The organism is Burkholderia thailandensis E264, assembly GCF_000012365.1.
Classification (GTDB): domain Bacteria; phylum Pseudomonadota; class Gammaproteobacteria; order Burkholderiales; family Burkholderiaceae; genus Burkholderia; species Burkholderia thailandensis.
In genome coordinates this window covers 1447160-1470781 of the sequence record NC_007650.1, presented here as the reverse complement: position 1 = coordinate 1470781, position 23622 = coordinate 1447160, and the positions used below count along the sequence as shown (strand labels likewise).

General features: G+C 66.6%; 12 protein-coding genes. 7 read left to right on the top strand and 5 right to left on the bottom strand.

The window, feature by feature from the left end; translation table 11 throughout:
• Positions 1 to 39 precede the first annotated feature (39 nt).
• Genes BTH_RS06325 through BTH_RS06315 form a run of 3 tightly spaced genes read right to left on the bottom strand, consistent with a single transcriptional unit; the run spans position 40 to position 13145 of the window.
• Positions 40 to 4041, bottom strand: a complete 4002-nt coding sequence (locus tag BTH_RS06325; RefSeq protein ID WP_009896834.1) for an SDR family oxidoreductase — start codon at positions 4039 to 4041, stop codon at positions 40 to 42.
• On the bottom strand, positions 4034 to 8608 hold the full coding sequence (locus BTH_RS06320) for a type I polyketide synthase (protein WP_009896833.1): 4575 nt from the start codon (positions 8606 to 8608) through the stop codon (positions 4034 to 4036). Before BTH_RS06320 ends, BTH_RS06325 begins: the two co-directional genes overlap by 8 nt.
• A 7-nt stretch (positions 8609 to 8615) precedes the next feature.
• A complete protein-coding gene (locus BTH_RS06315; RefSeq protein ID WP_025404185.1) occupies positions 8616 to 13145 on the bottom strand; it encodes a non-ribosomal peptide synthetase in 4530 nt (1509 codons plus the stop codon).
• A 194-nt stretch (positions 13146 to 13339) separates the two neighbouring features.
• Here BTH_RS06315 and BTH_RS06310 point away from each other — a divergent pair, with 194 nt between their 5' ends.
• Positions 13340 to 15421: a M3 family metallopeptidase gene (locus tag BTH_RS06310; protein ID WP_011401200.1), complete on the top strand. Its 2082-nt coding sequence runs from the start codon at positions 13340 to 13342 to the stop codon at positions 15419 to 15421.
• A gap of 549 nt (positions 15422 to 15970) precedes the next feature.
• Positions 15971 to 16675 carry an N-acyl-homoserine lactone dependent regulator BpsR2 gene (gene bpsR2, locus BTH_RS06305; RefSeq protein WP_009896830.1) on the top strand — a complete coding sequence of 235 codons (705 nt, stop codon included), beginning with the start codon at positions 15971 to 15973 and terminating at the stop codon, positions 16673 to 16675.
• Positions 16676 to 16773: 98 nt separating this feature from the next.
• Here the strand turns inward: bpsR2 and BTH_RS06300 are convergent, their stop codons facing one another.
• Complete coding sequence (locus tag BTH_RS06300; RefSeq protein WP_009896828.1) at positions 16774 to 17631, bottom strand: alpha/beta fold hydrolase; 858 nt, start codon at positions 17629 to 17631, stop codon at positions 16774 to 16776.
• 50 nt (positions 17632 to 17681) lie between these two features.
• Positions 17682 to 18914: a cation:proton antiporter gene (locus BTH_RS06295; protein WP_011401199.1), complete on the bottom strand. Its 1233-nt coding sequence runs from the start codon at positions 18912 to 18914 to the stop codon at positions 17682 to 17684.
• Positions 18915 to 19643: 729 nt separating this feature from the next.
• On the opposite strand from BTH_RS06295, the gene BTH_RS06290 reads away from it, so the two are divergent.
• From BTH_RS06290 to BTH_RS06270, 5 genes are all read left to right on the top strand, one after another.
• A complete protein-coding gene (locus tag BTH_RS06290; RefSeq protein ID WP_009896822.1) occupies positions 19644 to 19961 on the top strand; it encodes a DUF4902 domain-containing protein in 318 nt (105 codons plus the stop codon).
• An 83-nt stretch (positions 19962 to 20044) separates the two neighbouring features.
• Positions 20045 to 20665, top strand: coding sequence for an acyl-homoserine-lactone synthase (locus BTH_RS06285; protein ID WP_009896821.1), 621 nt, complete (start codon positions 20045 to 20047; stop codon positions 20663 to 20665).
• A gap of 91 nt (positions 20666 to 20756) precedes the next feature.
• Positions 20757 to 22253 (top strand): amino acid adenylation domain-containing protein, encoded by a 1497-nt coding sequence (locus BTH_RS06280; RefSeq protein ID WP_009896819.1) that lies wholly within the window; start codon positions 20757 to 20759, stop codon positions 22251 to 22253.
• Positions 22254 to 22270: 17 nt separating this feature from the next.
• Complete coding sequence (locus BTH_RS06275) at positions 22271 to 22516, top strand: phosphopantetheine-binding protein (protein WP_009896817.1); 246 nt, start codon at positions 22271 to 22273, stop codon at positions 22514 to 22516.
• Between the two features lie 145 nt (positions 22517 to 22661).
• Positions 22662 to 23585 carry a chlorinating enzyme gene (locus BTH_RS06270; RefSeq protein WP_009896815.1) on the top strand — a complete coding sequence of 308 codons (924 nt, stop codon included), beginning with the start codon at positions 22662 to 22664 and terminating at the stop codon, positions 23583 to 23585.
• Positions 23586 to 23622 lie beyond the last annotated feature (37 nt).

The window sequence follows — 23622 nt, the reverse complement described above, 5'->3', positions numbered from 1 at the left end:
GGCTGGGCTCCATCAAATTCGAAAGTCGTGTTCATGGTGTTATTGGCTGACTTCAAGCTGAGCGGCCTTCTCGAGCAGCTTCGTTTCGATGTGCTCGACCAGCAGTCCCAACGTCCGGATTTCGTAGATGATCATCGCGTGCAGGCTGACGTCGTAGCGGTCCTTGACCATCGACACGAACTGGACGGCGCTCAGCGAATGCGCGCCCAGCTCGAGCAGCACGCCGTCCCAGTCGACATGCGCGACGCCGAGAATCCGCGCCCAGCTCGTTTCGACGAAACGGTGCAGCTCCGACCGATACGCGTAGCCGTCGTCGTCCGGCGCGCGCGCACTCGCCTGCTCGCCCGCTTCCGCCGCGACATGGCGCAGCCGCGCCAGCTCGGTCACCTTGCTCACTTCGCCCCAGTGCTCGAGCACGGAATCGAAATCGATCGTCGAAATGACGAGGCGCGGCCCGAAGTTCCAGTGCAGTATCCGGTCATAGACCGCCGCGATCTCGCGCTCGGTCATGTGATTGCGCATGTGCTCGCGGCTCAGGTCCGCGAACTGCGGCAGCACGTTCGGGCGCGTGAGCCGCTCCGCGTTGACCGCGCCCCAGTTGGTCGAGCAGATGTCGCCGAGCGACGCCGCGAGCGAGGTTTGCGCGACCGCGTCGACGAACGCGTTGGCCGCCGCGTTGTCGATCTGCCCGAGCCCGCCGATGATCGAGTTCATGCTCGAGCAGAGGATCACCTTCGTCACCGGATGGCGCTTCAGGTACGACAGCAGGTTGTAGGTGCCGTACACCTTCGCCTCGAACACCGTCTCGAAGTGGCGGACGTCCTTGTTGTCGATCATGCCGTTCTCGACGCGGCCGGCCGCGTGGATCACGCTGTGGATCACGCCATGCCGCTCGCGCGCGTCGTCGAGCACCGCGTCGACGCGTTTCGCGTCGGCGACGTCGCATTGCTGCAAGAGCACCGTCGCGCCCGCCTTCTCCATCTCGCGTATCTTCTCGATCTTCTTCGAGTACGGGTGATCGGCGCCATGCTCGTCGATCCACGCGGGCCACTCGTCGCGCGCGACGAAGCGCTTCGAGTTGACGAGCAGCAGCGTGCACGGCGCGCGGCTCGCGAGATGGGCCGCGACGTTCAGCCCGAGCTCGCCGAGACCGCCGAATATCACGTAGACGCCGCGCGCCTGGACGTCCGGCTCGCACTTCGCCGGCACGGCGAACCGCTGATACGTGGTCTGCCAGCGGCGTGCGCCGCGCAGCACGACGATTTCGTTTTCGGGCGTGAGCGGCTCGAGAAACTCGAGGCCGAGCTGCGCAGCCGAATCGGTCGCGCCGAACAGTTCGTGCGACGCGATATCGACGATCCGGCAATCGATGAACGGATACTCCTTCTGCAGCGTCCGGCTGATGCCGAGCACGGTCGCCTTGTCCGGATTCACCTCCTCGCGAGGCGTCAGCGCGGCCATCTGCGACGCGGCGACGACGATCGAGCATGCGGCGCTGCCAACCGTCACGCGGTTCAGCGATCGTGCGAAGAAAATCAGGCTGAACAGCCCGAGCGTCTGGCAGTTCGCGAAGTTCGCCGGCGTGCCGTCCCACGCGGCCTCGGCGGCGAGCCACGCGTGCACGACGCGGCGCGGCAGGCGTCCGCGCGCGGCCAGCGTCTCGATCAGGCGCTGGTAATCGCCTTCGGATGCCGGATCGATGCAATAGGTGTCGTCGCTCAACTCGCCGAAGCCGGCGCCCGGCACCACATACAGGCATCGCGCGGCGGCCGCCCACGGCGCGGCCAATCGATGGGCGCGATCGGCGCTGAAGACGAGCACGCTCGCGTCCGCCGGTTCGTCCGCGCGCCGGGTGCGCGCGGCGAGCGCGGCGGTTTCGCGCCACGTCGGCTTGTAGAACCACTGGCCGATGTCTTCGATCTTGCGATTGCGCCGCTCGGCCTCGGTCGCGGTCGAAAGCCACAGCGCCTTTTTCGCGAACGCGTACGCCGGCAGCGACGTCTTGCGCCGCGCCTCGTCCGCATGGAACGACGCCCAATCCACCGGCACGCCGGCCGCCCAGCCGGCCGCGAGCAGTTCCGCGACGAAGCGCCCGCGCAGCGACGGCGCGCCGAGCGCATGCACGCGCGTGCCGATCCGCAGTTCGGACTCGGCGGACAGCGTCAGCGGATAGTCCGACTGCGACGCGTCGGCGGGCGCTTGCGCGATCAGCTCGCGCAGCGGATCGTCGCGCCGCGGCGCGAGCAGCTCGACGAGGCTGTCCGGCAGATGCGCCGGCTGCCGCAGCGCGGCGGCGAGCCCGAGCCGCCGCAGTTGCGCGACGAGCAGGGCCGCATACGCCGCCACCAGTTCCGCCGCGCTGTAACGGTCGGCCGCCTCGAACAGCGGCTCGCGCGGGTCGATGTCGCCGCCGCAGATCGCCTGCCACGTCGCGTTCGCGTCGGCCGCCGGCGTGGACACCACGATGCGATGCGGCTGTCCGTCGCTCGTCGCCGCCGTCGCGTCCGCGAGCCGCCGCGCGGCGTCCGCCGCCCCGCTCGCCGCGATCGCGATCCGGTGTGCAAACGGCTTGCGCCCGACATTGGACGTGAAGCAGAGATCCGCGAACGACGGCAGATCGTCGCCGCTCAGAAAGGCCAGATAGCTGCCGCGCAGCGCCTCCAGCGACTGCGCGGTGCGCGCCGACAGCGTCAGGCAGTACGCGGGCTTCGTCGCCGGCAGCGGGTCTTGCACGGGCGCTTCCTCGAGGATCGCATGCGCGTTCGTGCCGCCGATGCCGAAGCTGCTCACGGCCGCGACGCGCAGCGTGTCGGACGCCCACGGCTGCGTGCGGTCATTGACGTAGAACGGGCCGTTTTCGAGGCCGAGCCGCGGGTTCGCCTTCTCGAAGCCGAGCGACGCGGGCAAGGTCTTGTGCCGCAGCGCGAGCGCGGTCTTGATCACGCCGGCGACGCCTGCCGCCACGTCGATATGCCCGATGTTCGTCTTCACCGAGCCGATCGCGCATTTCGCCGGCCGGTGGGCCGCGCCGCGCCGCCGGTCTGCCGCGTATGCCTGCGTGAGCGCGGCGATCTCGATCGGATCGCCGAGCGAGGTGCCCGTGCCGTGCGTCTCGACATACTGGATCTGCTCGGGGCGGATCTCGCACGCGTGCAGCGCATCGCGGATCACGGCGCTCTGCCCGGACACGCTCGGCGCCGCGTAGCCGACCTTGTCGGAGCCGTCGTTGTTGACGGCGCTCGCCTTCAGCACCGCGTAGATCTGATCGTTGTCGCGCAGCGCGTCCTCGAGACGCTTCAACACGACGAGCCCCGCGCCGTTGCTGAACACCGTGCCTGCCGCCTGCTCGTCGAATGCACGGACCTGGCCGTCCGGCGAGAAGAAACTGTCCTGGCTGTAGAGGTAGCCTCGCGTGTTCGGAACGTTGATCGAGCACGCGCCCGCCAGCGCGACGTCCGCCTGGTAGCTCAGCAGGCCCTGGCATGCCTCGTGAATCGCGACGAGCGACGTCGAGCACGCGGTCTGGATGTTGACGCTCGGCCCCTTGAGGTCGAGCAGATAGGACAGCCGGGTCGTCAGATAGTCGCTCAGGTTGCCGAACAGGATGCTCTGGCCGTCGCGGTCGAGGTCGACTTCGTCGGACCGGAACACGACGGTGTGCAGATAGCTGTTCAGGCTCACGCCCGCATAGACGCCGACGCGCCCCGGATGCGCGCCCGGCACGAAGCCCGCGTCTTCGAACGCATGCCACGCGAGCTGCAGGAACACGCGCTGCTGCGGGTCCATCAGCCGCGCGTCGTGATTGCTGATGCCGAAGAATTCGTTGTCGAAGCATTCGATGTCGCGCATGCGGCCGCCGACCGGCACGTACTTCGGCGACTTCAGATGCGCGGGATCGACGCCGGCGTCGAGCAGTTCCTGCTCCGAATAGCGCTCCAGTGAACAACGGCCGGATTCCAGATTGCGCCAGAATTCCCGGACATCGGACGCGCCCGGAAACGCTCCGCTCATGCCGATGATCGCGACGTCAAGATTATTCACTTTTCGACTCCATGCTGTGTTTTCTGCTTTGGTAGTAGTGATGGCGACGCCGCTGCGCGTGCACGCCCGCATCGAGCGCAGCCGACGCCGGCACGGCGTCGTCGTGCGCATCGTCGCGCGCGCCGTCCGCCGCATCGGGGGCAACGGCGTCGTCGGCCGCGTTCGCGTCGGCGAGACGTTCGATGGTCGGAAACTTGAACATGTCGACCGCCGACAGATCCCAGTCGAGCGTCTGATTGATCCGGTCGACGAGTTTCAGCGCGATCAGCGAATGGCCGCCCAGCTCGAAGAAGTTGTCGCGTATGCCGACGGGCTCGACGCCGATGCACTCGCCCCACAGCTTCGCGAGCGCCGCCTCGGTGCGGGTGCGCGGCGCGATCAGCTCGTCCTTCAGCAGCGGGCGCGGCGCGACGATCTGCTGCGCGGCGGGCGTTTCGTCGCGCTCGGACAGCACCCAGTTGCGATAGCGCCCGATCAGATCGCCGCTCGCGACGACGACGTGCGCGGGCCAATCGAGCGCGTGGAGGCGCTCGAGCACCGACAGCCCTTCCTGTTCGCTGATCGCGTAGTGATCGATGCCGACGTCGTCATTCGCCTCGTCGCGCGTGTCCTTGAAGAATTCCCACGCATCCCAGTCGATCACGGTCCACCGGCACGCCGCACTGCTCGCCGACTGCGCATACGCGTTCAGCAGCGAGTGGGACGCCGCGTAGCCGTACAGCCCGATCCCGCCGAGCGTGGCCGAAATGGACGACACGATCATCACGCGCGGAATGCGCAGCGCGCGGGTCAGCGCATGCAGGTTCGCGCATACGTCGAGTTTCGGCGACACGAGCGCATCCAGATACGCGACATCGGTATCGTCGAACGTCCGGTAGTGCATGTCGGCCGGCGCGCCCGCCGCATGAACGACGAGATCGAGCGAGCCGAACGCGTCGGCGACCGATTGCGCGGCGCGTTCGAGTTGCAGCGGATCGGTCGCGTCGGCATCGACGAACAGGATCCGGCGCCCGGCCGCGACCATGCGCTCGTACAGCGCCTTGCGCCGCCGCAGCGCGCGGTCCGCCGCGGCGCTCGGATCGCGCAGCGCGTTCGAGAACGCGCTCGCGCTGCGGCTGACGATCGCGACGTCCGCGCCGACGACGGTCGAGAAGAACGCCGCGTAGATCATCCCGACATTTCCTGCTCCGCCGACGACCAGCACGCTGCGAGGCGATTTCGGCGCCGCGGCCGGCGCGGGCGCGGCGCTTGATCCGCCACGCTTGAGCTTGCGCTCGATCAACCGGCCGTCGCGAATGCGCAGGAACCGGCCCGAGTGACGCAGGCAAGCGCGCGCGAGCGCATCGATCGAGCGCCGGCTTGCTTCGGGGTCCGTCTCGCCGCCCGCGAGGGCCGCGGCATCCACGTGAACGGTGCGGCAGATCATCCGCGAGAATTCCTGCTGCACGACGGTCGCGAAGCTGTCGATCCACGCGCGTCCGACCGACGGCCGGGCCTCGTCTGCGTGCACGCCGGAAAACGCGATCAACGCGATGTCGAGCTTGCCCGGCAATGCGTTGCGCAGCGCATCGAACGTACGTTGCATCGACAGCATCGCATCGATTGCGCGGCCCGATTCGTCGTGCGTTTCTGTGTCGTCCGAATCCGCGCGATGCGCGGCCGCGCCGTCGCGCCGCGACGGCACGACGATCAACACGCGCGAGATGCGCGTCTGTTTCGATCCGGCCTGGGCCGCGATCGCCGCGAGCCGTCCGTCCAGCACGTCCGGATGCGCGCCGTCCACGACGAAGAACGATGCGGCGTCCCGCGCGACGCGCTCGGCGAGCAGCGCGGCTTCGGCGCTCGCGTCCCCGATCAGCAGGACCGAATCGGCGATCGCCGTCTCCGCCGCCTCGTCCGGCTTCGCGCCGTCGCCGCGCGGCGGCACCGTGGTCCAGTCGTATTCGTAGAACCACTGATCGATATCGCTCTGCTTCTGGTATTCGGGCGCCGCGTCGGAGGCGGACCGCTTCGCCGGCGCGTCGATCCAGCACGAGATCTCGTCGAGCGGATGCGGCACGAGCGGAACCACGTTGCCGCGCGCGTCGCCGTAGAGCGGCGTCCAGTCGACGTCGACGCCGTTGGCCCAGCATTGCGCGGCCAGCGTGTCGAACAGCACCGTTTCGTGTCCGGGCAGCATCGTCGGGAAGCAGCTCGCGTCGGTCAACGGCAGCCGCGCAAACGTATTGGCGATCGACCGGCCGGGCCCCGCCTCGATCCACGCGCCGAACGGCACGAGCGACGCCAGCGTCGCGAGGCAATCGCGGAAGCGGACCGGACGGCGCAGATGGTCGACCCAATAGCCGGCGGTCGCGAAGCGCTCGGGCAAATCCGCGCGCCCGTCGAGATTGGAGACGATCGGAAAGCGCGGCGCGCGCATCGACACGCCGTCGAACGCGGCCGCGAACTCGCGGCTGCTCGCTTCCATCAGGTGCGAATGGAACGCGTGCGACGTCGGCAGCCTCACCGACGCGAGCTGCGCTTGCGCGACGCGCGCGGCGAGCGCGTCGACTGCCTGCTCGGTGCCGCCCACGACGCACGACGTATCGCTGTTGACCGCGCACAGCGACAGCTCGTCGTTCAGGAACGCCGTGACTCGCGCCTCGTCGGCGAGCACCGCGAGCATCGCGCCGCGCGGCGCGCGGCTCATGATGCGCGAGCGGATCGCGACGATCGCGACCGCGTCGGCCAGATCGAACACGCCGGCGAGCGTCGCGGCGACGTATTCGCCGAGGCTGTGCCCGATCGCGGCCGCGACCGGCAAGCGCATCGCCAGCAGCGTCGCGCCCAACGCATATTCGAGCGCGAACAGATAAGGCTGCAGAACCGCCGTATCGCGAATGCGGGCCTCGTCCGCGTTCAGCAGCTCGCGCGGGTCCGCGCAGCCTTCGCGCACGAAGCGATCGGCGCAATCGTCGAACGCCGCGCGGAACCACCCGCCGCGCGCGTAGAGCGCCCCGCCCATGCCGGCGTACTGCGTGCCCTGGCCCGGAAACAGCAGCGCCGCTTGCGCGTGACGCCAGTCGCCCGACGGCGTGACCCGGCGCCGGCCGCCCGACGGCTCGAATACGAACGCCCGCTTCTCCGGATAATGCTGACGGAACAGTTGCGACGTGTAGCGCGCATCGCCCGACGGCAGCGTTTGCCGCGCGAGCGCCTCGTCATATCGAGCATCGAGCGCGTCGAGCGCGGGCGGCGTTTGCGCGGATATCAGCAGCGGTCCCGCGTCGACGCGGCGCGACAGATCGCGGCCCGGCGCCTGCTCGAGGATCACGTGCGCGTTGCTGCCGCCGACGCCGAGCGCGCTGACCGCCGCGCGCCGCGGCTGCCCGGGTGCGTCCGGCCACGGTTCGGGCGCGCTCGGAATGTAGAACGGCGAGCCGTCGAGCGGAAGATTCGGGTTCGCGCGCTCGAATCCGGCGAGCGCAGGCTTGATCGCGTGCTTCAGGCACAGCGCCGCTTTCAGCACGCCCGCCAGCCCCGCCGCGACGTCCGTATGCCCGATGTTCGCCTTCGTCGAGCCGAGCGCGCAACGCGCGCTCGCGCCGCCATGCCCGCCATACGCGTCCTTCAGCGCCTGGATTTCGATCGGGTCGCCGAGCGCGGTGCCCGTGCCGTGCGTCTCGACGTAGCCGATCGTCTCCGGCGCAATCCCGCTGCGCTCGTATGCGCGCCGAATCGCCTCGCTTTGCCCGGCGACGCTCGGCGCCGTGTAGCCGGACTTGCGCTGGCCGTCGTTGTTGATCGCCGAGCCGCGGATCACGCCGATGATGTCGTCGCCGTCGCGCTGCGCGGCGGACAACGCCTTCAGCGCGAGCACCACCGCGCCGTTCGTGAACACGGTGCCGGACGCGCGCGCGTCGAACGGCCGGCATACGCCGTCCTTCGCGAGCACGCCGTCGCGTTGATACAGATACCCTTCCTTTTGCGGCGTGCGGATCGCGGCGGCGCCGACGAGCGCCATCCGGCACTGCCCGGTGAGAATCGCGATCCGCGCGCTGTGCAGCGCCATCAGCGCCGACGAGCATCCCGACTGGATCGACATCGCCGGGCCGTGCAGATCCAGCTTGTATGCGATGCGGGTCGACGCGCAATCGCCGCTATTGCCGAACACCACGTCGGACAACGCGACCCGGCCGGGCGCCTGGGCGCTCAGATTGTTCAGCAGGTAGTGCGGAAATCCGATCGACGTGTAGACGCCGACGTCGCGGCTCGACGCGCCGACCTGCTCGAGCAGCTGATGCGCGAGCGTGAGCAGCACGCGCTGCTGCGGGTCGATCGCCTGCGCTTCCCGGAACGTGTAACCGAAGAAGCGGTAATCGAAGCGGTCGACGTCGGCGAGCACGCCGGCCCGCTTCACGTACTCGGGCTGGCTCAACGCCGCGGGATCGACGCCCGCCGCGAGCAGCTCCGCGTCGGACAGCGAATCGATGCAATCCCGGCCGGCAAGGATGTTCTCCCAGAACGCATCGACCGTATCGGCGCCGGGCAGCCGCAGTCGGGATCCAATCAGTGCTACCTGTTCCATGTTTTCCTCAAGATTGCGTGGTCAGGGCAAGTCGCTCGACCGCGTCGCCGGGGGAGCGCACGCACGCGAGCAGGCTGCGGACGAACTCGGACGCGATCTCGTCGACGAGCGCTTCGTCGAATACGTCCTGGCTGTATTCGAAGAAGACTTGCGTGTGCGTGCGGAAGTCGTTGACTTCGAGCGACAGCTCGAACTTCGCGCCGGTCGGGCGCAGCGCGATTTCCCGCACCGGCAGCCCCGCCATCGAGAACTCGTACATCGAGCGATCGATGAAATTGAAAAAGGTCTGAAAGACAGGGGTCCTGCCGAGCGACGCGTACTCGACGAGGCGGCTCGCGACCTCCTCGAACGGCACGTCGGCATAGCCGTAGATCGAGAACAGCGAAGCCGTCACCCGATCGACGAAGTCGCTCAGCCGGCTCGACGGCTCGATTTCGACCGGCAGCACGATCGTGTTCGTGTACAGGCCGATCTTTCCGAGCGTCCGGGGCGTGCGGTTCATCGTCGCCAGGCCGACATTGACGATCCGGTCGCCGCTCAGGCGATGCAGCGTCAGCGCGAACGCGCTCAGGAATATCGTCGCGAGCGGCACGCCCGCGGCGCGCGAGTATTCGTCGAGTTCGGCGCGCACGTCGGCGGCGATCTCGAGCGCGAGGCTGTCGCCCGCCAGCGTGCGCACCTCGGGGAACGGCGCGCGATACGGCAGATTCAGCACGCGATCGACGATGCCGAATCGGCTGATGAGCTCGTCGACGCGCGCGGCGGCGTTCGCCGGCGGATCATCGTCGTCGCCCGTGGAAGCGCCGTCGCCCACCGGCTGCGCGCCGCCGCGGATCGCCTCGTACGCGCCCGCCATCTCCCGCAGGAAATTCCCGCAGCCGATTCCGTCGACGACGATGTGGTGAAACAGATAGAACACCGCCGCGCCGCCCTCCTCCAGCGGAAAGTGATGCGCGCGCATCAGCGGCCCTTCGTGCAGCTCGAACGGCTCGCGCAGCATCCGGTTCAACGTCCGGCGAAGCGTCGTGAAATCGGTCGGCGCGTGGCGCTCGATCAGCGCGCCGGCGGGCGTCGGATGGATGCGCTTGACCAGCCCCTCGGCGGTGGGCTCGAACGCGGCCCGCAGCGATTCGTGCGTGTCGAGCACGTGCCTCAGCGCGCGCTCCAGCGCGTCGGCGTTCACGCCTTCCGGAAAATGCAGCCCCACCGGGATGTTGTACGTCTGCCGCACCGTCGAAACGCTGTCGAGGAAGTAAAGCGCCTTTTCGCTCGCCGACGGCTTCAGCGTCCGCGCCGATACGCACGGCGCGGACGCGGCGCTCGCGTCCGGCCGCGCTGCGCTCGGGACCACGGTTTCGCTCGTCGCCGCCGCGCCTTCCGCCTCGGGCGGCGACGCCCGCCCGCCGTCTCCGCCGCCGTTATCTGCCGCGCCCAACGCGCCGGACTCACGCAGGCTGCCGATCAATCCAACGATGCTCGAATTCGCCATGAACGTCTCCAGGCCGACGTCGACATTCAGCTTTTGCCGGAGCTGCGCGATGATCCGCACGGCGGACAGCGAATGGCCGCCGAGCGTCATCAGCGTCGCGCGAGGATCGACGGCGTCCAGACGAAGCACGTCCGCGTAAATCGCCTGAAAAGTCGGAACGAGCGCATCGAGCGCATCGAGCGGCGGCGCTTGCGGCGGGCACGTGGGCGCCGTCGCGCGATCGGCCAGCGCGCCGCGATCGATCTTGCCGTTCGCGTTGAGCGGCCACGAATCGATCCGCGCGATTCGCGCGGGCACCATGTATGCGGGCAACGCAGCGGCAAGCGCGGCCCGCAGCGCGTCGGGCTCCAGCGCGCGGCCCGCGCGGGGCTCGCACCATGCGATCAACGTCGGCTCGGCGGCCGTTGCCCGCTGCACCAGAACGACGGCCTTTCGAACCTCTCCGAGCGCTTCGATCTGCTTTTCGATTTCGCCGAGCTCCACCCGAAAGCCGCGGATCTTGACCTGCCCGTCTTCGCGGCCGAGAAAGCGCAGCCGCTCATGCGAATCGCGGAACGCGAAGTCGCCCGTCCGATAGACGCGGCCGGCGCCGGGCACGTGCACGAAGCGCTCGGCGGTCAATGCGGCGCGATTGCGGTAGCCGCGCGCGACGCCGTGTCCGCCGATGCAGATTTCCCCCTTGCTGAAGCGCGGCACGAGCTGGCCGTGCGCGTCCAGCAAATGGATCGTCGTATTGCGAAGCGGTTCGCCGAGGCCGGCTACGCCATCGGCCTCGGGGCCGGCGATCGTCGACCAGATCGTCGCTTCGGTCGGGCCGTAGACTTGCCAGACCGAAGCGCACGCGTCGCGCAGAAAGTCGTAGGTCGACGCATCGATCGGCTCGCCGCCGCACAGGATGTTCAAGCCCTTGTTGCCGCGCCAGCCGCCCGCGCGCAGCACGTTGAAGAACGACGGCGTGCCCTGCAGCCACGTGATCCGCTCGTCGTCGATCACGCGTTCGAGCGCCTTCGCATCGATGCGGACGTGCTCCGGGCATGCGATGACCGCCGCGCCGACGGTCAGCGGAAGCAGCAGTTCGAGCAGCGAGATGTCGAAGCCGATCGTCGTCGTCGCGAGCAGGCGATCGTCGCGGCCGATCGGCAGCGCGCCCGCCATCGCGCGCAGGAAGCTCGCGACGTTGCGATGCGTCACCTCGACGCCTTTCGGGACGCCGGTGGAGCCCGACGTGTAAATCAAGTACGCGATGCCGTCCGGATCGGCATCGATGTCGGCGAGCGCCTCGGCGTCGGGCGCGGCGAAAATCTCGTCGGTCAGCACGATGTCGTGCGATGTCGGATCGGCCGGAGCGGTCCGGTGGAGGCACGCTGCAAGCCCGGCGTCGTCCGCGATGTGCGCGCGGCGCGCGGGCGGCAGATCCGTCGGCAGCGGCACGTAGGCCGCGCCGATCTTCCATATGCCGAGCAGCGCCGCCAGCAGCGCGCCGCCGCGGTTCATCCGCACGCCGACGCGATCGCCCGCCTTCACGTTCGCCGCCGCGAGTCGGCGCGCGATCCCGTTCGACGCGCCGCTCAACTGCCGGGCGGACACCGCGTGGCCCGGCTCGCCGGCGACGATGCGGGTCGGCTGCTCACGCAGCGCGCGTTCGATCGCCGCGACGGCCGTAGTTTGTGGCGCGGCGTCGGCAAGGGTCGCATGGCGTTCGGCGAACGCGTGCTGATCGGACAACGCCAGATCGCCGATCCGCAGGTCCGGCCGATCGACGATCTGCTCGACGATGACGTTGAAGTCGCTCGCCATCTGACGCGCGACCGATTCGCTCAGCAAGCCGTGCCGGTATTCGAGGATCAGGCTCAGCGTATCGTCGCCGTCGTAGAGCAGCGCCAAATCCTGTTTCGCCGAGCCGACGAAATAGTGCCTTTGCTCGACGCGGACGCCGCCCAGCTTCAGCGAATCGAGCGCGAAGCGCGCGGGCACGAGCGCCACGTTCAGGCACGGCGACGACGAATCGGCCAGCGTTCGCCGCGCGAGCCGCATCAAATCCACCTGCGGGAAGTCCGCGATCGCCTTGGTCTGACGCCGCTGCTGGCGCACCTTCTCGAACAGCGCGTCGGCAGTCATGTCGGGCGACACGTCGACGAACGCCGGCACGAAATTGATGAACGAGCCGAAGATCCGCGCGAAGCCGGACGGCCTCGTATCGACCGGATAGGCGATCGCGAGCGCATCCTGCTGCAAATAGCGATGCAGCAGCACGCTGAACGCACTCATCAGGATGACGAACGGTGTCGTTCGCGTCACGCGGTTGACGGCCTTGAGCCTGGCCGGCAGCGTGTCGGGCAGCGTCCATCGATATTGCCTCGCGCCGTCGCCCGCCGGGCGATCGCCGTCGAACGCGAGCTTCGCGAACTCGACGCTGCATACGCGATCGGCGAGATGCGCGCGCCACGCCGCTTCGGTCTGCGCGTGGACGCCGTCCGCCCAGCGCTGCCGCTCGAGGTTCAACACCGCGTCGAATCCCTGGCCCGTGCGTGCGGCCGATGCAGCCGCATAAGCGGCGCGATCGCCGTATGCGGACGAGATGTCGTCCAGCAAGATCAGCGCCGATGCGCCGTCCACGCAGACATGGTGGATGTTCAGCGCCAGCAGATAGCCGCGCGGCCGCGTCCTGATCAGCAGGAACCGGTGGACGGGCTCGGCGAGCAGATCGAACGGCGCGAGAAGGCAGCCCTGAACGGCGGCGTCGATCCGTTGCTGGCGCACCGAAGGATCGACGTCCGACAGATCGACGAATTCGAGCGGTCCGCGCGGATTCGATTCGCTGTACTGAACCGGCACGCCCGCACGCTCGATAAAGCGCATCCGAATGGCCGGGTGCGCATCGGCCACCGCGGCGAATGCCTCCTTCAACCGCTCGACGTCGACCTCTCCGTCGAGTTCGAAAAGCAGCGGATTGTTATAGGCGGGATCGTCAGGCGCGTATTTCCATTGCAACCACATTGCCATCTGGCTGTTCGTGAGCGGCAATGTTTCATTGACAGCTTGGAGCATGCGGCATTCCTGAAATTTGCGTGACGAAATCGAATTCCGTCTATTGAATTCGTTGAATTATTTCGCGAAAAGCATAACTTGGCCCCTTCGCATCAGTAACTGCAAGAACTAATAGGTAACGCAACGTATCGCACTCCTTGCGTCTTCATACAATCATCGCTATCGTTCAGTGACATTGAAAGAGGAGCGGATTCGTGGCGCCGACAACATTAGTCAATCCCCTTCTGGATCGATCTCAATTACCCCGTTTTGAATCAATTCGCGATTTCCATGTAAGTCAGGCCGTCGATGCGCTTCTGATTGATCTCGATAACGCGATATTGCGTGCGAGCGCGAAAAATTCCCCGCCGAATTGGGTCAATGTGATTGAGCCGATCAGTCTCGCGCTCGAATCGCTCGAATATGCGTGGGGCACCGTCACGCATCTCGTGTCGGTATGCGATTCGGCGCCCTTGCGAGCCGCATACGGTTCGTGCGCGGGACGGGTGTCGGCGGCCCTGTCGCGCTTCCGGCAAAACGCCGCGCTGCTCGATCGCTATCGCGCCGTCGCCGAATCGGACGGCTTTTGCGCCCTCGCGCCCGAACGGCGCACGGTCGTGCGGAACCTGATTCGCGACGCGCGGCTCGCGGGCAGCGAGCTGCCGCCGGGCCCGAGAGCGCGCCTGAATGTCCTGCGCGAGCGCATCGCGCAGCTCGCCACCGCGTACCAGGACAACATCGCCGACGCCACCCGCGCATTTGCGCGCATCGTGACGGATGACGCCGAGCTCGACGGCATTCCCGACTACGCGCGCGCGGCTGCCCGGGCCGCGGCGGCGCGACGCGCGGCCGAAGGCTTCGAATTCACGCTGGATTTCGCGTCCTATCAGCAGGTCATGCAGTTCTCGACATGCCGGGCGTTGCGCGAGGAAATGTATCGGGCGCGCTCGACGCGGGCGTCGGAGCTCGGCGCGACATACGCGAACGGCGCCGCGCAATGGGACAACGCGCCCGTCATGGCGGAAATGCTGAAGCTGCGGCACGAGGAAGCCGGGCTGCTCGGCTATCGCGATTTCGCGCAGATGTCGCTCGAACGGAAGATGGCGCGCACCCCTGAGCGCGCATGCGCGTTTCTCGAGAATCTTCATCGGCGAGTGAGTCCGAAGGCGAGCCTCGAGTGGCAGGCGCTGCAATCGTTCGCGCGCGGCGAACTGGGCCTGGCCGACGTGCAGCCGTGGGACATCGCGTTCGCCACCGAGCGCATGCGCCAGCAGTGCTTCGGGGTCTCGACGGAGGACGTCCGCCGCTACTTCCCCGAGCACGCCGTGTTGCGGGGGCTATTCGACCTCGTCGAAACGCTGTTCGACATCCGGATTCGCCCCGACGAAGGCAGCGTCTGGCACGACGACGTTCGCCTGTTTCGGCTGGAGGACCTGCGCGGCGAAACCGTCGCGCACCTTTACCTCGATCTGTACGCGCGCGACGGGAAACGGGAAGGCGCCTGGGCGGCGAGCGGCCGTTCGCGCGCCACGGGCCCGGACGGCTCCATACGCACGCCCGTCGCCTATCTGATGTGCAACGTGGCCGCGCCCGCCGCCGGTTCGCCCGCCTGCTTCGCCTTCGATCAGGTCGTGACGCTGTTCCACGAAATGGGCCACTGCCTCCACCATATGCTGACCGGCGTGGCCGAAAGCGCGATATCGGGCACGAACGGCGTCGAGTGGGATGCAATCGAATTCCCGTCGCAATTCATGGAGAATTTTTGCTGGGACCCGCATGTCGTTTCCACGCTGAGCGCTCACGTCGAAACAGGCGAGCCATTACCGAATACGCTGTTCGAGCGCATGCTGGCCGCCCGCCATTTCAACCAGGGCATTGAAATGGCTCACCAGATCGCGTTGTCGATGCTGGATATCGCGTTGCATTCGCGCCAAGAAATAGATTCAATCAATTCGATGCAAAACACGATACATGAAATTTATCAGAAATATGAATTGACGCCGCTAGACCGCCAGGCGCGAAGCGCGAATACATTTAGTCACATTTTCTCCGGCGGCTATGCCGCGGCCTATTACAGCTATCAATGGGCGCAGGTGCTCGCGGCCGACGCGTACGCCGCCGTCGAGGAAGCGAGCGTCGAGCGTGCGGAAGTGGGAAAGCGGGAAGCCGGCGAGCGCTATCGGACCGAAGTGCTCGAGCCGGGCGGCAGCCGGCCCGCGCTTGAATCGTTCATCGCGTTCCGTGGCCGCGCGCCGAGCCTGGACGCGCTGCTGCGGCACTGCCGGATAGACCGCTAGCCGCCGCAGGCCAGCCGTTTCGGCCGTTTCGACGGCCCCGGCGACGGGCGGCCCGGCACTCGTGAAAGCCCGGGACGGCCGCTTGCACCGGACTCGTCCGCGTTCTCCATCAGCCTCCGATCACTCGGTCAGACGTGTCGGGCGCATCGCCACGGCCGGTTCGAATGCCCGTGGCGAAGCGGCGATCACGCGCCGACGCTCACAAAAAAATACACGGCATTGTTGCAAGTTGCGTCAATTTTTCGCCAAATCGGACTAGTAAAATGTTCATCCCCAAAATTCGCCGACGCGGGCTTCAAATCCGGATGTCACCGGAAATTCCAATGATTAATTTGGAAAATTATGCGGCGCTCGATAAATGCACGGGAGTACTCAAAACTGTAATTGTTGTGGCAATATCTTCGCAGTCGGGACGAGATCCCGTCTTTACCTGACATCATTTCACCGCCAGAGTGAACCAAAAAATAACCGACACCGGACTGCGAACCTTCATCGAGGTCGCCGCCCGAATACTGTTGTTTCTCGGTATTTCAATGCGAGGATATGGAGATGCACGATTTTCTTCAATTTTGGCTAAACGAATTTTCCCGCAGTGAGAACCCACAGCACGTCAATTCCGTCTTGACCCGCGCGGCCGCCACCCTGGGCTACGAATACGCCGCCTACGGCATGCGCCGCCCTTTTCCGATCAGCAATCCGCAGATCCTCATGGTGTCGAACTATCCCGACCGGTGGCAGGAGCGCTACATCGAAGCGCGATTCGCCAACGTCGACAGCGCGGTCAAGGCCGCGCTCGGCAGCGACCGGCCGGTGACCTGGTCCGCATCGACCAACGCGTCGAAGAGCGCGTTCTGGGCCGAGGCGCTGTCGTTCGGCATCGCTCACGGCTGGTCGTCCGCGTCGAGGGGCGCGGACGGCACGATCGGCGTGCTGTCGTTGTCGAGAAGGCAGGACGCGATCGACACGGCCGAGAAATTCCGCAACGAGAGCATCGTCCATTGGCTCGCCAACGTCGCCCATGCGTCGATGGCGCCGTTCCTGCCCGCCGCCGACGAATTCGATCCGGACCTCACGCGCCGGGAAACCGATGTGTTGAAGTGGACGGCCGACGGCAAGACGGCGTACGAAATCGCGCTGATTCTCAGCATCTCGGAAAGCACCGTCAATTTTCACGTGAAGAACATCGTCTCCAAGCTGGGCTCCACGAACAAGATACAGGCGGTGGCCAAGGCGGCGCTGATGGGCATGCTGTGACGGATCGGGCGTGGCAGCCTCGAGCGCGTCCCGTGCCTCGCGAACGACGGACCGGGCGGACACGCGCGCTCATTCGGCCGGAGCATGGCGAATCCGCATCAGGGCGTCTCGCGAAGCGTCGGTTCGTCGGCGTCCAAAAACTCGACGACGCTTTTGACGATGTCGGCGTTGCCCCGGCAGATTTCATAATGGTCACCCGCCACGGAAACGTTGCGCACGCAACGACGCAATAGGCGGGATATCTCGAGCGATCCGGCCGGACCGACGTGCATGTCCTCCGTCGAAACGATCGACAGCACCGGATGCGAGACCTGCTTCGCCACTTCGATCATGTCGACGTCGCGATACGACAGGTAGTTGATCCCGTATCGATGGAGGTGCAGGTCCGATGAAAACGGCTCGGACAGATGCGCTTGGAATTCGGTCTGCCCCCGCTCCTGCGCCGCCGCGATCTTCTCCTGGATCGAGCCGGCGATCGCACGGCTGCGCGCCGCGAGCGACAGGAAGATGTCCATCTGGCGCTGGATGTCGGTGGGCGCCGCGACGGCGGCCGGCAGCAGATATTCACCGCTCACGAGCACGATGCGCGAGATCGCGTCCGGATGATGGTGCGCGGCCAGCAGCGCGACGCCCGCGCCCGAGCAGTAGGCGACCACGTCGACAGGGACGTTCCGGCCGCGCCCCGTCGTCGCCCGAATGACGCTCGCCAGATCGCGCGCATGCGTCTGCGCGGCGATGCCGGCATCGTCGTCGTCCCGATCGACATCCAGCACGAATCGCGATTCCCACGTCACGACGGTGAAGCGGGATTGAAGCGCGTCGTAGAACCTGCTCAGCATCGCGTGCCGGGCGCCGAACGGCAGCACGACCACGACGGCCGGCGCATCGGGATTGGCGCCGTAGACGAATGCGTTCAGCTCGCGTCCGTCGTCGGCGATGATCGATCTTCTGTTCATGTGAGAAAGCCGTGCAGGATGATGGGCCGCCGCAGCGGATCGTCGCGACATCAAGCCGGACGCAATACCGCGCGCCGCCACAAGCGAACGAACGGTGTCGTCATCGCCGTCGTGGTCAGCGCGACGAGCAGCAGCACCGCGTAGGCGCTCTGCGATAGCGCATGGATCTGCAGCCCCGCCGACAGCACGACCAGCTCGACGAGCCCGCGCGTGTTCATCAGCGAGCCGACGAGCGCCGCATCTCCCCGGTTCATCCCGCAGATCCGCGCGCCGAGATACGCACCGCCGAACTTGCCGACGAACGCGACGCACAGGAACGGCACGAACCACAGCCACGGCGACGCGCCGTCGAAGCTGTCGAAGGTGACCCGCAACCCCGAATAGACGAAGAACACGGGCAGCAGCACCGCGTTCACGAAGCCTTCCATCTGCCGCTCCCACTGCGCCTGCAGCCCGGGCACGCCGCGCAGCATCACGGCGGCGAGCAGCGCGCCGAACGCGCTGTGCACGCCGATCGCCGTCGTCGCCCACGCGCAAACCAGCACGTAGGGAACGACGACGCTCATCAGCTTCGCGGGCGACGCCCGCTTCGCCGCGTCGGCGGCGAGCGGCGAGACGACGAACCGCGCGACCAGCTTCGCCAGCAGCAGGAACACGGCGATGCCGGCGACGATATGCGATGGCCCCGACGCATCCGCGCCGGCAACCGCGATGGCCGAAACGAACGCGAGCATGATCCAGCCCGCCAGGTCGGTCAGCATCGCGGCCGACAACGCGAGCAGCGACGGCGGCGCGTCGACGAGCTCCATGTCCATGACGATTCTCGCCATCACCGGCAGCGCGGAAACCGATAGCGCGACGCCGCAAAAGAGCACATAGGGCAGCGCGGCGATCCGCGGCGCGAGCGCGCCGTGGGACAGATAGCCGATCGCGATGCCGCCCGCCATCGGCAGCAGCATGCCGATTCCGGCGACCACGACCGCGGGCGGCATGGTTCTCAGCGACCGCAGCGTCGACGCCCCGCCGAGGTTCATGTGCAGTCCGATCTGAAACATCAGCGCGATCACGCCGACCTCGCCCAGTTGCGCCATCCCGGTAGACGCGCCCGGGCCGAAGACGGTTGCGTAGAAGTTCGAATCGATCGCGCCCAGGGCCGCCGGGCCGAGCGCGATGCCCGCAGCCAGTTCGCCGACCACTTTCGATTGCCCGACGCGCTGTGCGAGCCAACCGAAGCAGGCGCACACGGCGATGATCAAGGCGAGCTGCAATAACCACATAACCATCCGGATCCTCCTCGGTTCGACCGGCGTGATTGCGGGCGATCCGACAGCGTTCGTGTTCCGGCCGACGTTCGGCCGCCAAAGCCGCGTCAGTACAATGCAAACCCTCGACCGGAGCAACTATCAAATCTGATAGTCGAATGACTCCTTTTACGCGGGAAGCGGAAAATCCCGTGGTTGCGCCCCAATGAAGCGATGCGAATATCGCCTCGCCTCATCGTGAATTCACGCTGCCTTCCGATAAAAAACAACTCATCGAATGCAAGTTTAATTCCGCATTGCCCGGCTTTCTTGTCGGAAAGCGCTTGTCACTCGCATCAGGCAGGCGACGCTCGGCGATTTGCATGCGCATAGGCAATTAATGGCTTGCGCATCGCTCATCGATTAGGCAGAATCCGCCGAACAAAAATGCACTGTGTCGATTATTTATCGGCGCGCCGCATCGAGCAGTTCGGCACCGCACGATTTCCGCTCACCCTTCATTCCCCGTCATTCGGCATGGACACGCCACCGTCACGTTCGCGCTCCGCCGCGGCGCCGTCGCCCCGCGGCGAGCCGCGCATGTGTTGCGGCTCGCCGCTCATTTAACCCCCGGCACGGGCGGGCGATGGGCCGCGCCCGGCGCGTCGGAAGGAGATCCACGTGGCCCAACGCTCTGCTCCGGCTTCATCCGCACCGGCCGCCGCCGGCCAGGACGGATACGTTCGTCTGTCGCTGCCGCAACTGGCGCGCGTGTCGCTCGCGCCGACGTTCGCGGCCGCGGACGATCAGATCCTCTCGGAAATCTGGGACCTCGGCATCTGCGCGCTGCGCGCCGGCTATTGCGAATGGAGCGACGCGCATTGGCCCGCGCCGACATCGCTCGGCTGGTCGTGGTTCGTCGACGTCGAGAAAACGCTGCGCATCGTCCCGGACAGCCTGGCATCGAATCTGATGATTATCAGCGCCGAAGGCTATGATCTCGGCCCGGAAAATACCCGGCGATTTCTATTGGATTGGATTGCCAAATTCGATTGGCGCGGATTGCTCGCCCCGTTGATTCAGGATTGAAAATTTAAAACCTGTAGAAAATCGTAGTTTCGCAAAGGCGTCGCATCGTCTCTAATGTGCGCATCTAAAGAGGGTACGCACACATGATCGACACGACCGTCATAAGCGCCGCGCAACTGGATTCCACCGTCAAGGCAGCACTCGGCAATTATCGTCGGGCGATATTCATCGAGAAACTCGGCTGGCCATTGCCGTTGGTCGACGGACTCGAAATCGATCAATTCGACCGCCCCGATACGATCTACGTCGTCGGCAAGACGGAGTCCGGCGATATTTGCGGATGCGCGCGCCTGCTGCCCACCACGAAGCCCTACCTGCTCGGCGAGGTGTTCGCCGACCTGATGGGCGATGCGCCGCCGCCCTGCTGCGCGGACGTGTGGGAAATCTCGCGATTTTCGTCGTCGATCCTGTCCGGCGGGCCGGATGCGCTGCAGCGGGCTCACCGCAATACGCGCATCCTGCTCGCGCAAATCGTCCACTTCGCGCAGGCTGCCGGCGTCAAGCGCCTGATCACCGTTTCTCCGCTCGCGGTCGAGCGTCTGCTCAATCGCCTGAAAGTCCATATTCACCGTGCGGGACCGCCGCGGCTGATCGACGGCAAGCCGGTGTTCGCGTGCTGGATCGAGGTGGACGACATCACGCTCGATGCACTCGGCGTCGAGCCTGCCGCTTCGCCGGCCGGCGCTCCGCTGCGCCACTCGTAAGCGGCCAAGGCCGCGCGACATCGGCGCGGCATCGCCACACGCGCCCGCTGTTTCCTCCGGGCCATTCGCTTCCCAGAACGCGAGAGAATCCGTGACTTCCATCAGCGTCAATCGACTGTTCAGTGCGCAAGCCCGTCTTGCGCCCGATGCGCTCGCGCTTTCGAGCGGCGACACGCGCCTCACGTACGGCGAGCTCGACCGATGCGCGAACCGCCTCGCGCGGCGCTTGGCCGACAGCGGCGTGCGGCCGCGCGACCGGGTTCTGCTCTGCGTGCCGCGCTCGGCCGACGCGGTGATCGCGATGCTCGCGGTCATGAAGACCGGCGCGGCGTTCGTGCCGGTCGACCCCGCGTATCCCGACACGATCAAGCGCGGCTATGCGAGCGACAGCGGCGCGCGGCATGTGCTCGCGCGCGCGGCCGACGCCGAGGCGTTTCGTCATGACGGGCTGTGCGTTCTCGACATCGACGATCTGTCGACGGGACGCGACGATCAGGGGCCCGAAGTGGATGCGGGGCACGACGGAGAAACGCCGATTTACGTGATGTTCACGTCCGGCAGCACCGGGCGGCCGAAGGGCGTGATCGTCGCGCATCGCGGCGTCGCGCGCCTGGTGCGGCAGACGAACTACATCCGGATCACGCGCGACGACACGCTGCTGCTGCTCTCGCCGATCACGTTCGACGCGTCGACCTTCGAGATCTGGGGCGCGCTTCTCAATGGCGCGCGGCTTGCGATCTACGAGGACGCCACGTTCGATCCGAACGCCGTCAGCCGGCTGATCGCGCGCGAGAAAGTCAGCGTGATGTGGCTCACCGCCGCGCTGTTCCATCTCGTCGCGCGGCGCTTCGTCGGCATGCTGGCGGGTCTGCGCGTCGTGCTGGCGGGCGGCGACGTGCTGAACGCCGCCGCGATCGGCGCGGTGTTCGACGCATATCCGTCGATCACCGTCATCAACGGATACGGGCCGACCGAGAACACGACATTCACGTGCTGCCACGTGATGACGGCCGACCGGCGGCCCACCGATACGGTGCCGATCGGCCGGCCGATCACGGGCACCGGCGTTCACATTCTCGATGCGGCACTGCGCGAGGTGCCGGACGGCGCCGAAGGCGAGCTGTGCGCGAGCGGCCTTGGCGTCGCGCTCGGCTACCTGAACGCGCCCGATGCGACGCGCGCCGCGTTCGTCGATTGCCCGGCGGCAGGCGGCCTGCTCTATCGCACGGGCGACCGGGCGCGGCGAAGGGCGGACGGCGTGATCGAGTTCCTCGGCCGCGGCGACCGGCTTGTGAAGATACGCGGCTATCGTGTGTCGCTCGACGAGCTGCAGTCCGTCATCGCTGGCATTCCCGGCGTCGAGGAGGCGATCGTCAAGGTATCCGAAGAAGCGACCGGCGAGAAACGCCTCAGCGCGATCGTTCAATCCGGCCGCGCCGGACCGGACATGAAAGCCCACGTTCGCCGCGAACTGGCCAAGCGGGTGCCGCCGTTCCAGATTCCCGACGATATCCAGATTTTTCAGCACATCCCGCTCAATGCGAACGGCAAGCTCGATCGCAACAGGCTGCCGGTCAGCGAGACCTAGACCATCGGAGAGAAGCCATGACCCACACGATAGACATCACCGAAACGATTCACAACGCCTGCCGCAGCGTGCTCGGGATTCCCGATCTTCGGTCCTGCGAAGATTTCTTCGAGCGCGGCGTGAGCTCGCTCACGATCGTCGAATTGCAGATTCAGATCGAGCAGCAGCTGCAGCGCCAGGTGCCGACGAGCAAGCTGATGGCGGCGCCCACCGTCGAAGGATGGTCGCAGGTTTATCGGGAGGCCGCGGCGACCGCGTCGTGACGAGCGAACGGTTGCCGCTGCACGCGGCGTAGATGGCGCGACGACACCGCATGTCGGCGCGCCGTGCGGCATCGCCGCCGATCCACACGAGCACGAACACGAACAGGCCGAACGAGCCATAACCAGGATTCAGAGGAATAACATCATGTCGCAATTCAAGCTGACGCCCGACGAGATCGCCCGCTTCCGCGAGCAGGGCTATATCGGACCGTTCAAACTCTATTCGGAGGACGAAGCGCGGGATCGCTACCGCCAGATCCGCGCGCAACTGTTCGACCGCGAATACGCGATCTACGAATTGCCGCCGAACAGCCCGATCGCGAACTACGATCGGCATCTCGACGTGAATCTGCTGAGCGAGCACATCATGCGTGCGGAGATCGTGCACAAGCTCAATTCGATCCTGGGCCCGGACCTCATCTGCTGGCGCTCGGAAATGTTCCCGAAATATCCGGGCGACGAGGGCACCGACTGGCACCAGGCCGACACGTTCGCGCACGCGTCGGGCAAGCCGCAGGTGGTGTGGCCCGGCGACGGCCGTTTCGGCGGCGCGGTGACGGTGTGGACGGCGTTCACCGATTGCGACGAGGAAAACGGCTGCCTGCGCTTCATGCCCGGCACGCACGAGGAGATGTTCTACGACGAATCGAAGAAGATGACCTTCGACCCGTCGAACATCAACTCGCTCGAGAAGGACGGGATCAAGCGCGGCTTCTTCGGCTACGACTACCGCAGCCTGCAGAAGGACCCGGACTGGAAGCCGGACGAGCGCAACGCCGTGTCGATCGAGATGAAGCCGGGCGAGTTCGTGATCTTCTGGTCGACGCTGATGCACTCGTCGTTCCCCAACTCGACGAAGGATCGCACTCGCCTCGGCTACGCGTGCCGGTACGTGCCCGCGGCGGTCCAGATCTACCCGGATACCGATACCGTCAGCGAGTACGGCAGCGAAGTGAAGCTCGACAAGTACGGCGTCGTGCTCGTGTCCGGCGAGGACAGCTTCCGGCACAACCGTCAGGTCACGCAAAACGCGCGCGGCGTGCCGTTCGTCCGCCACGCCGCCGCGTAATCCCGCGCGAGCCCGAAGCACTCGCCGCGCGGATACT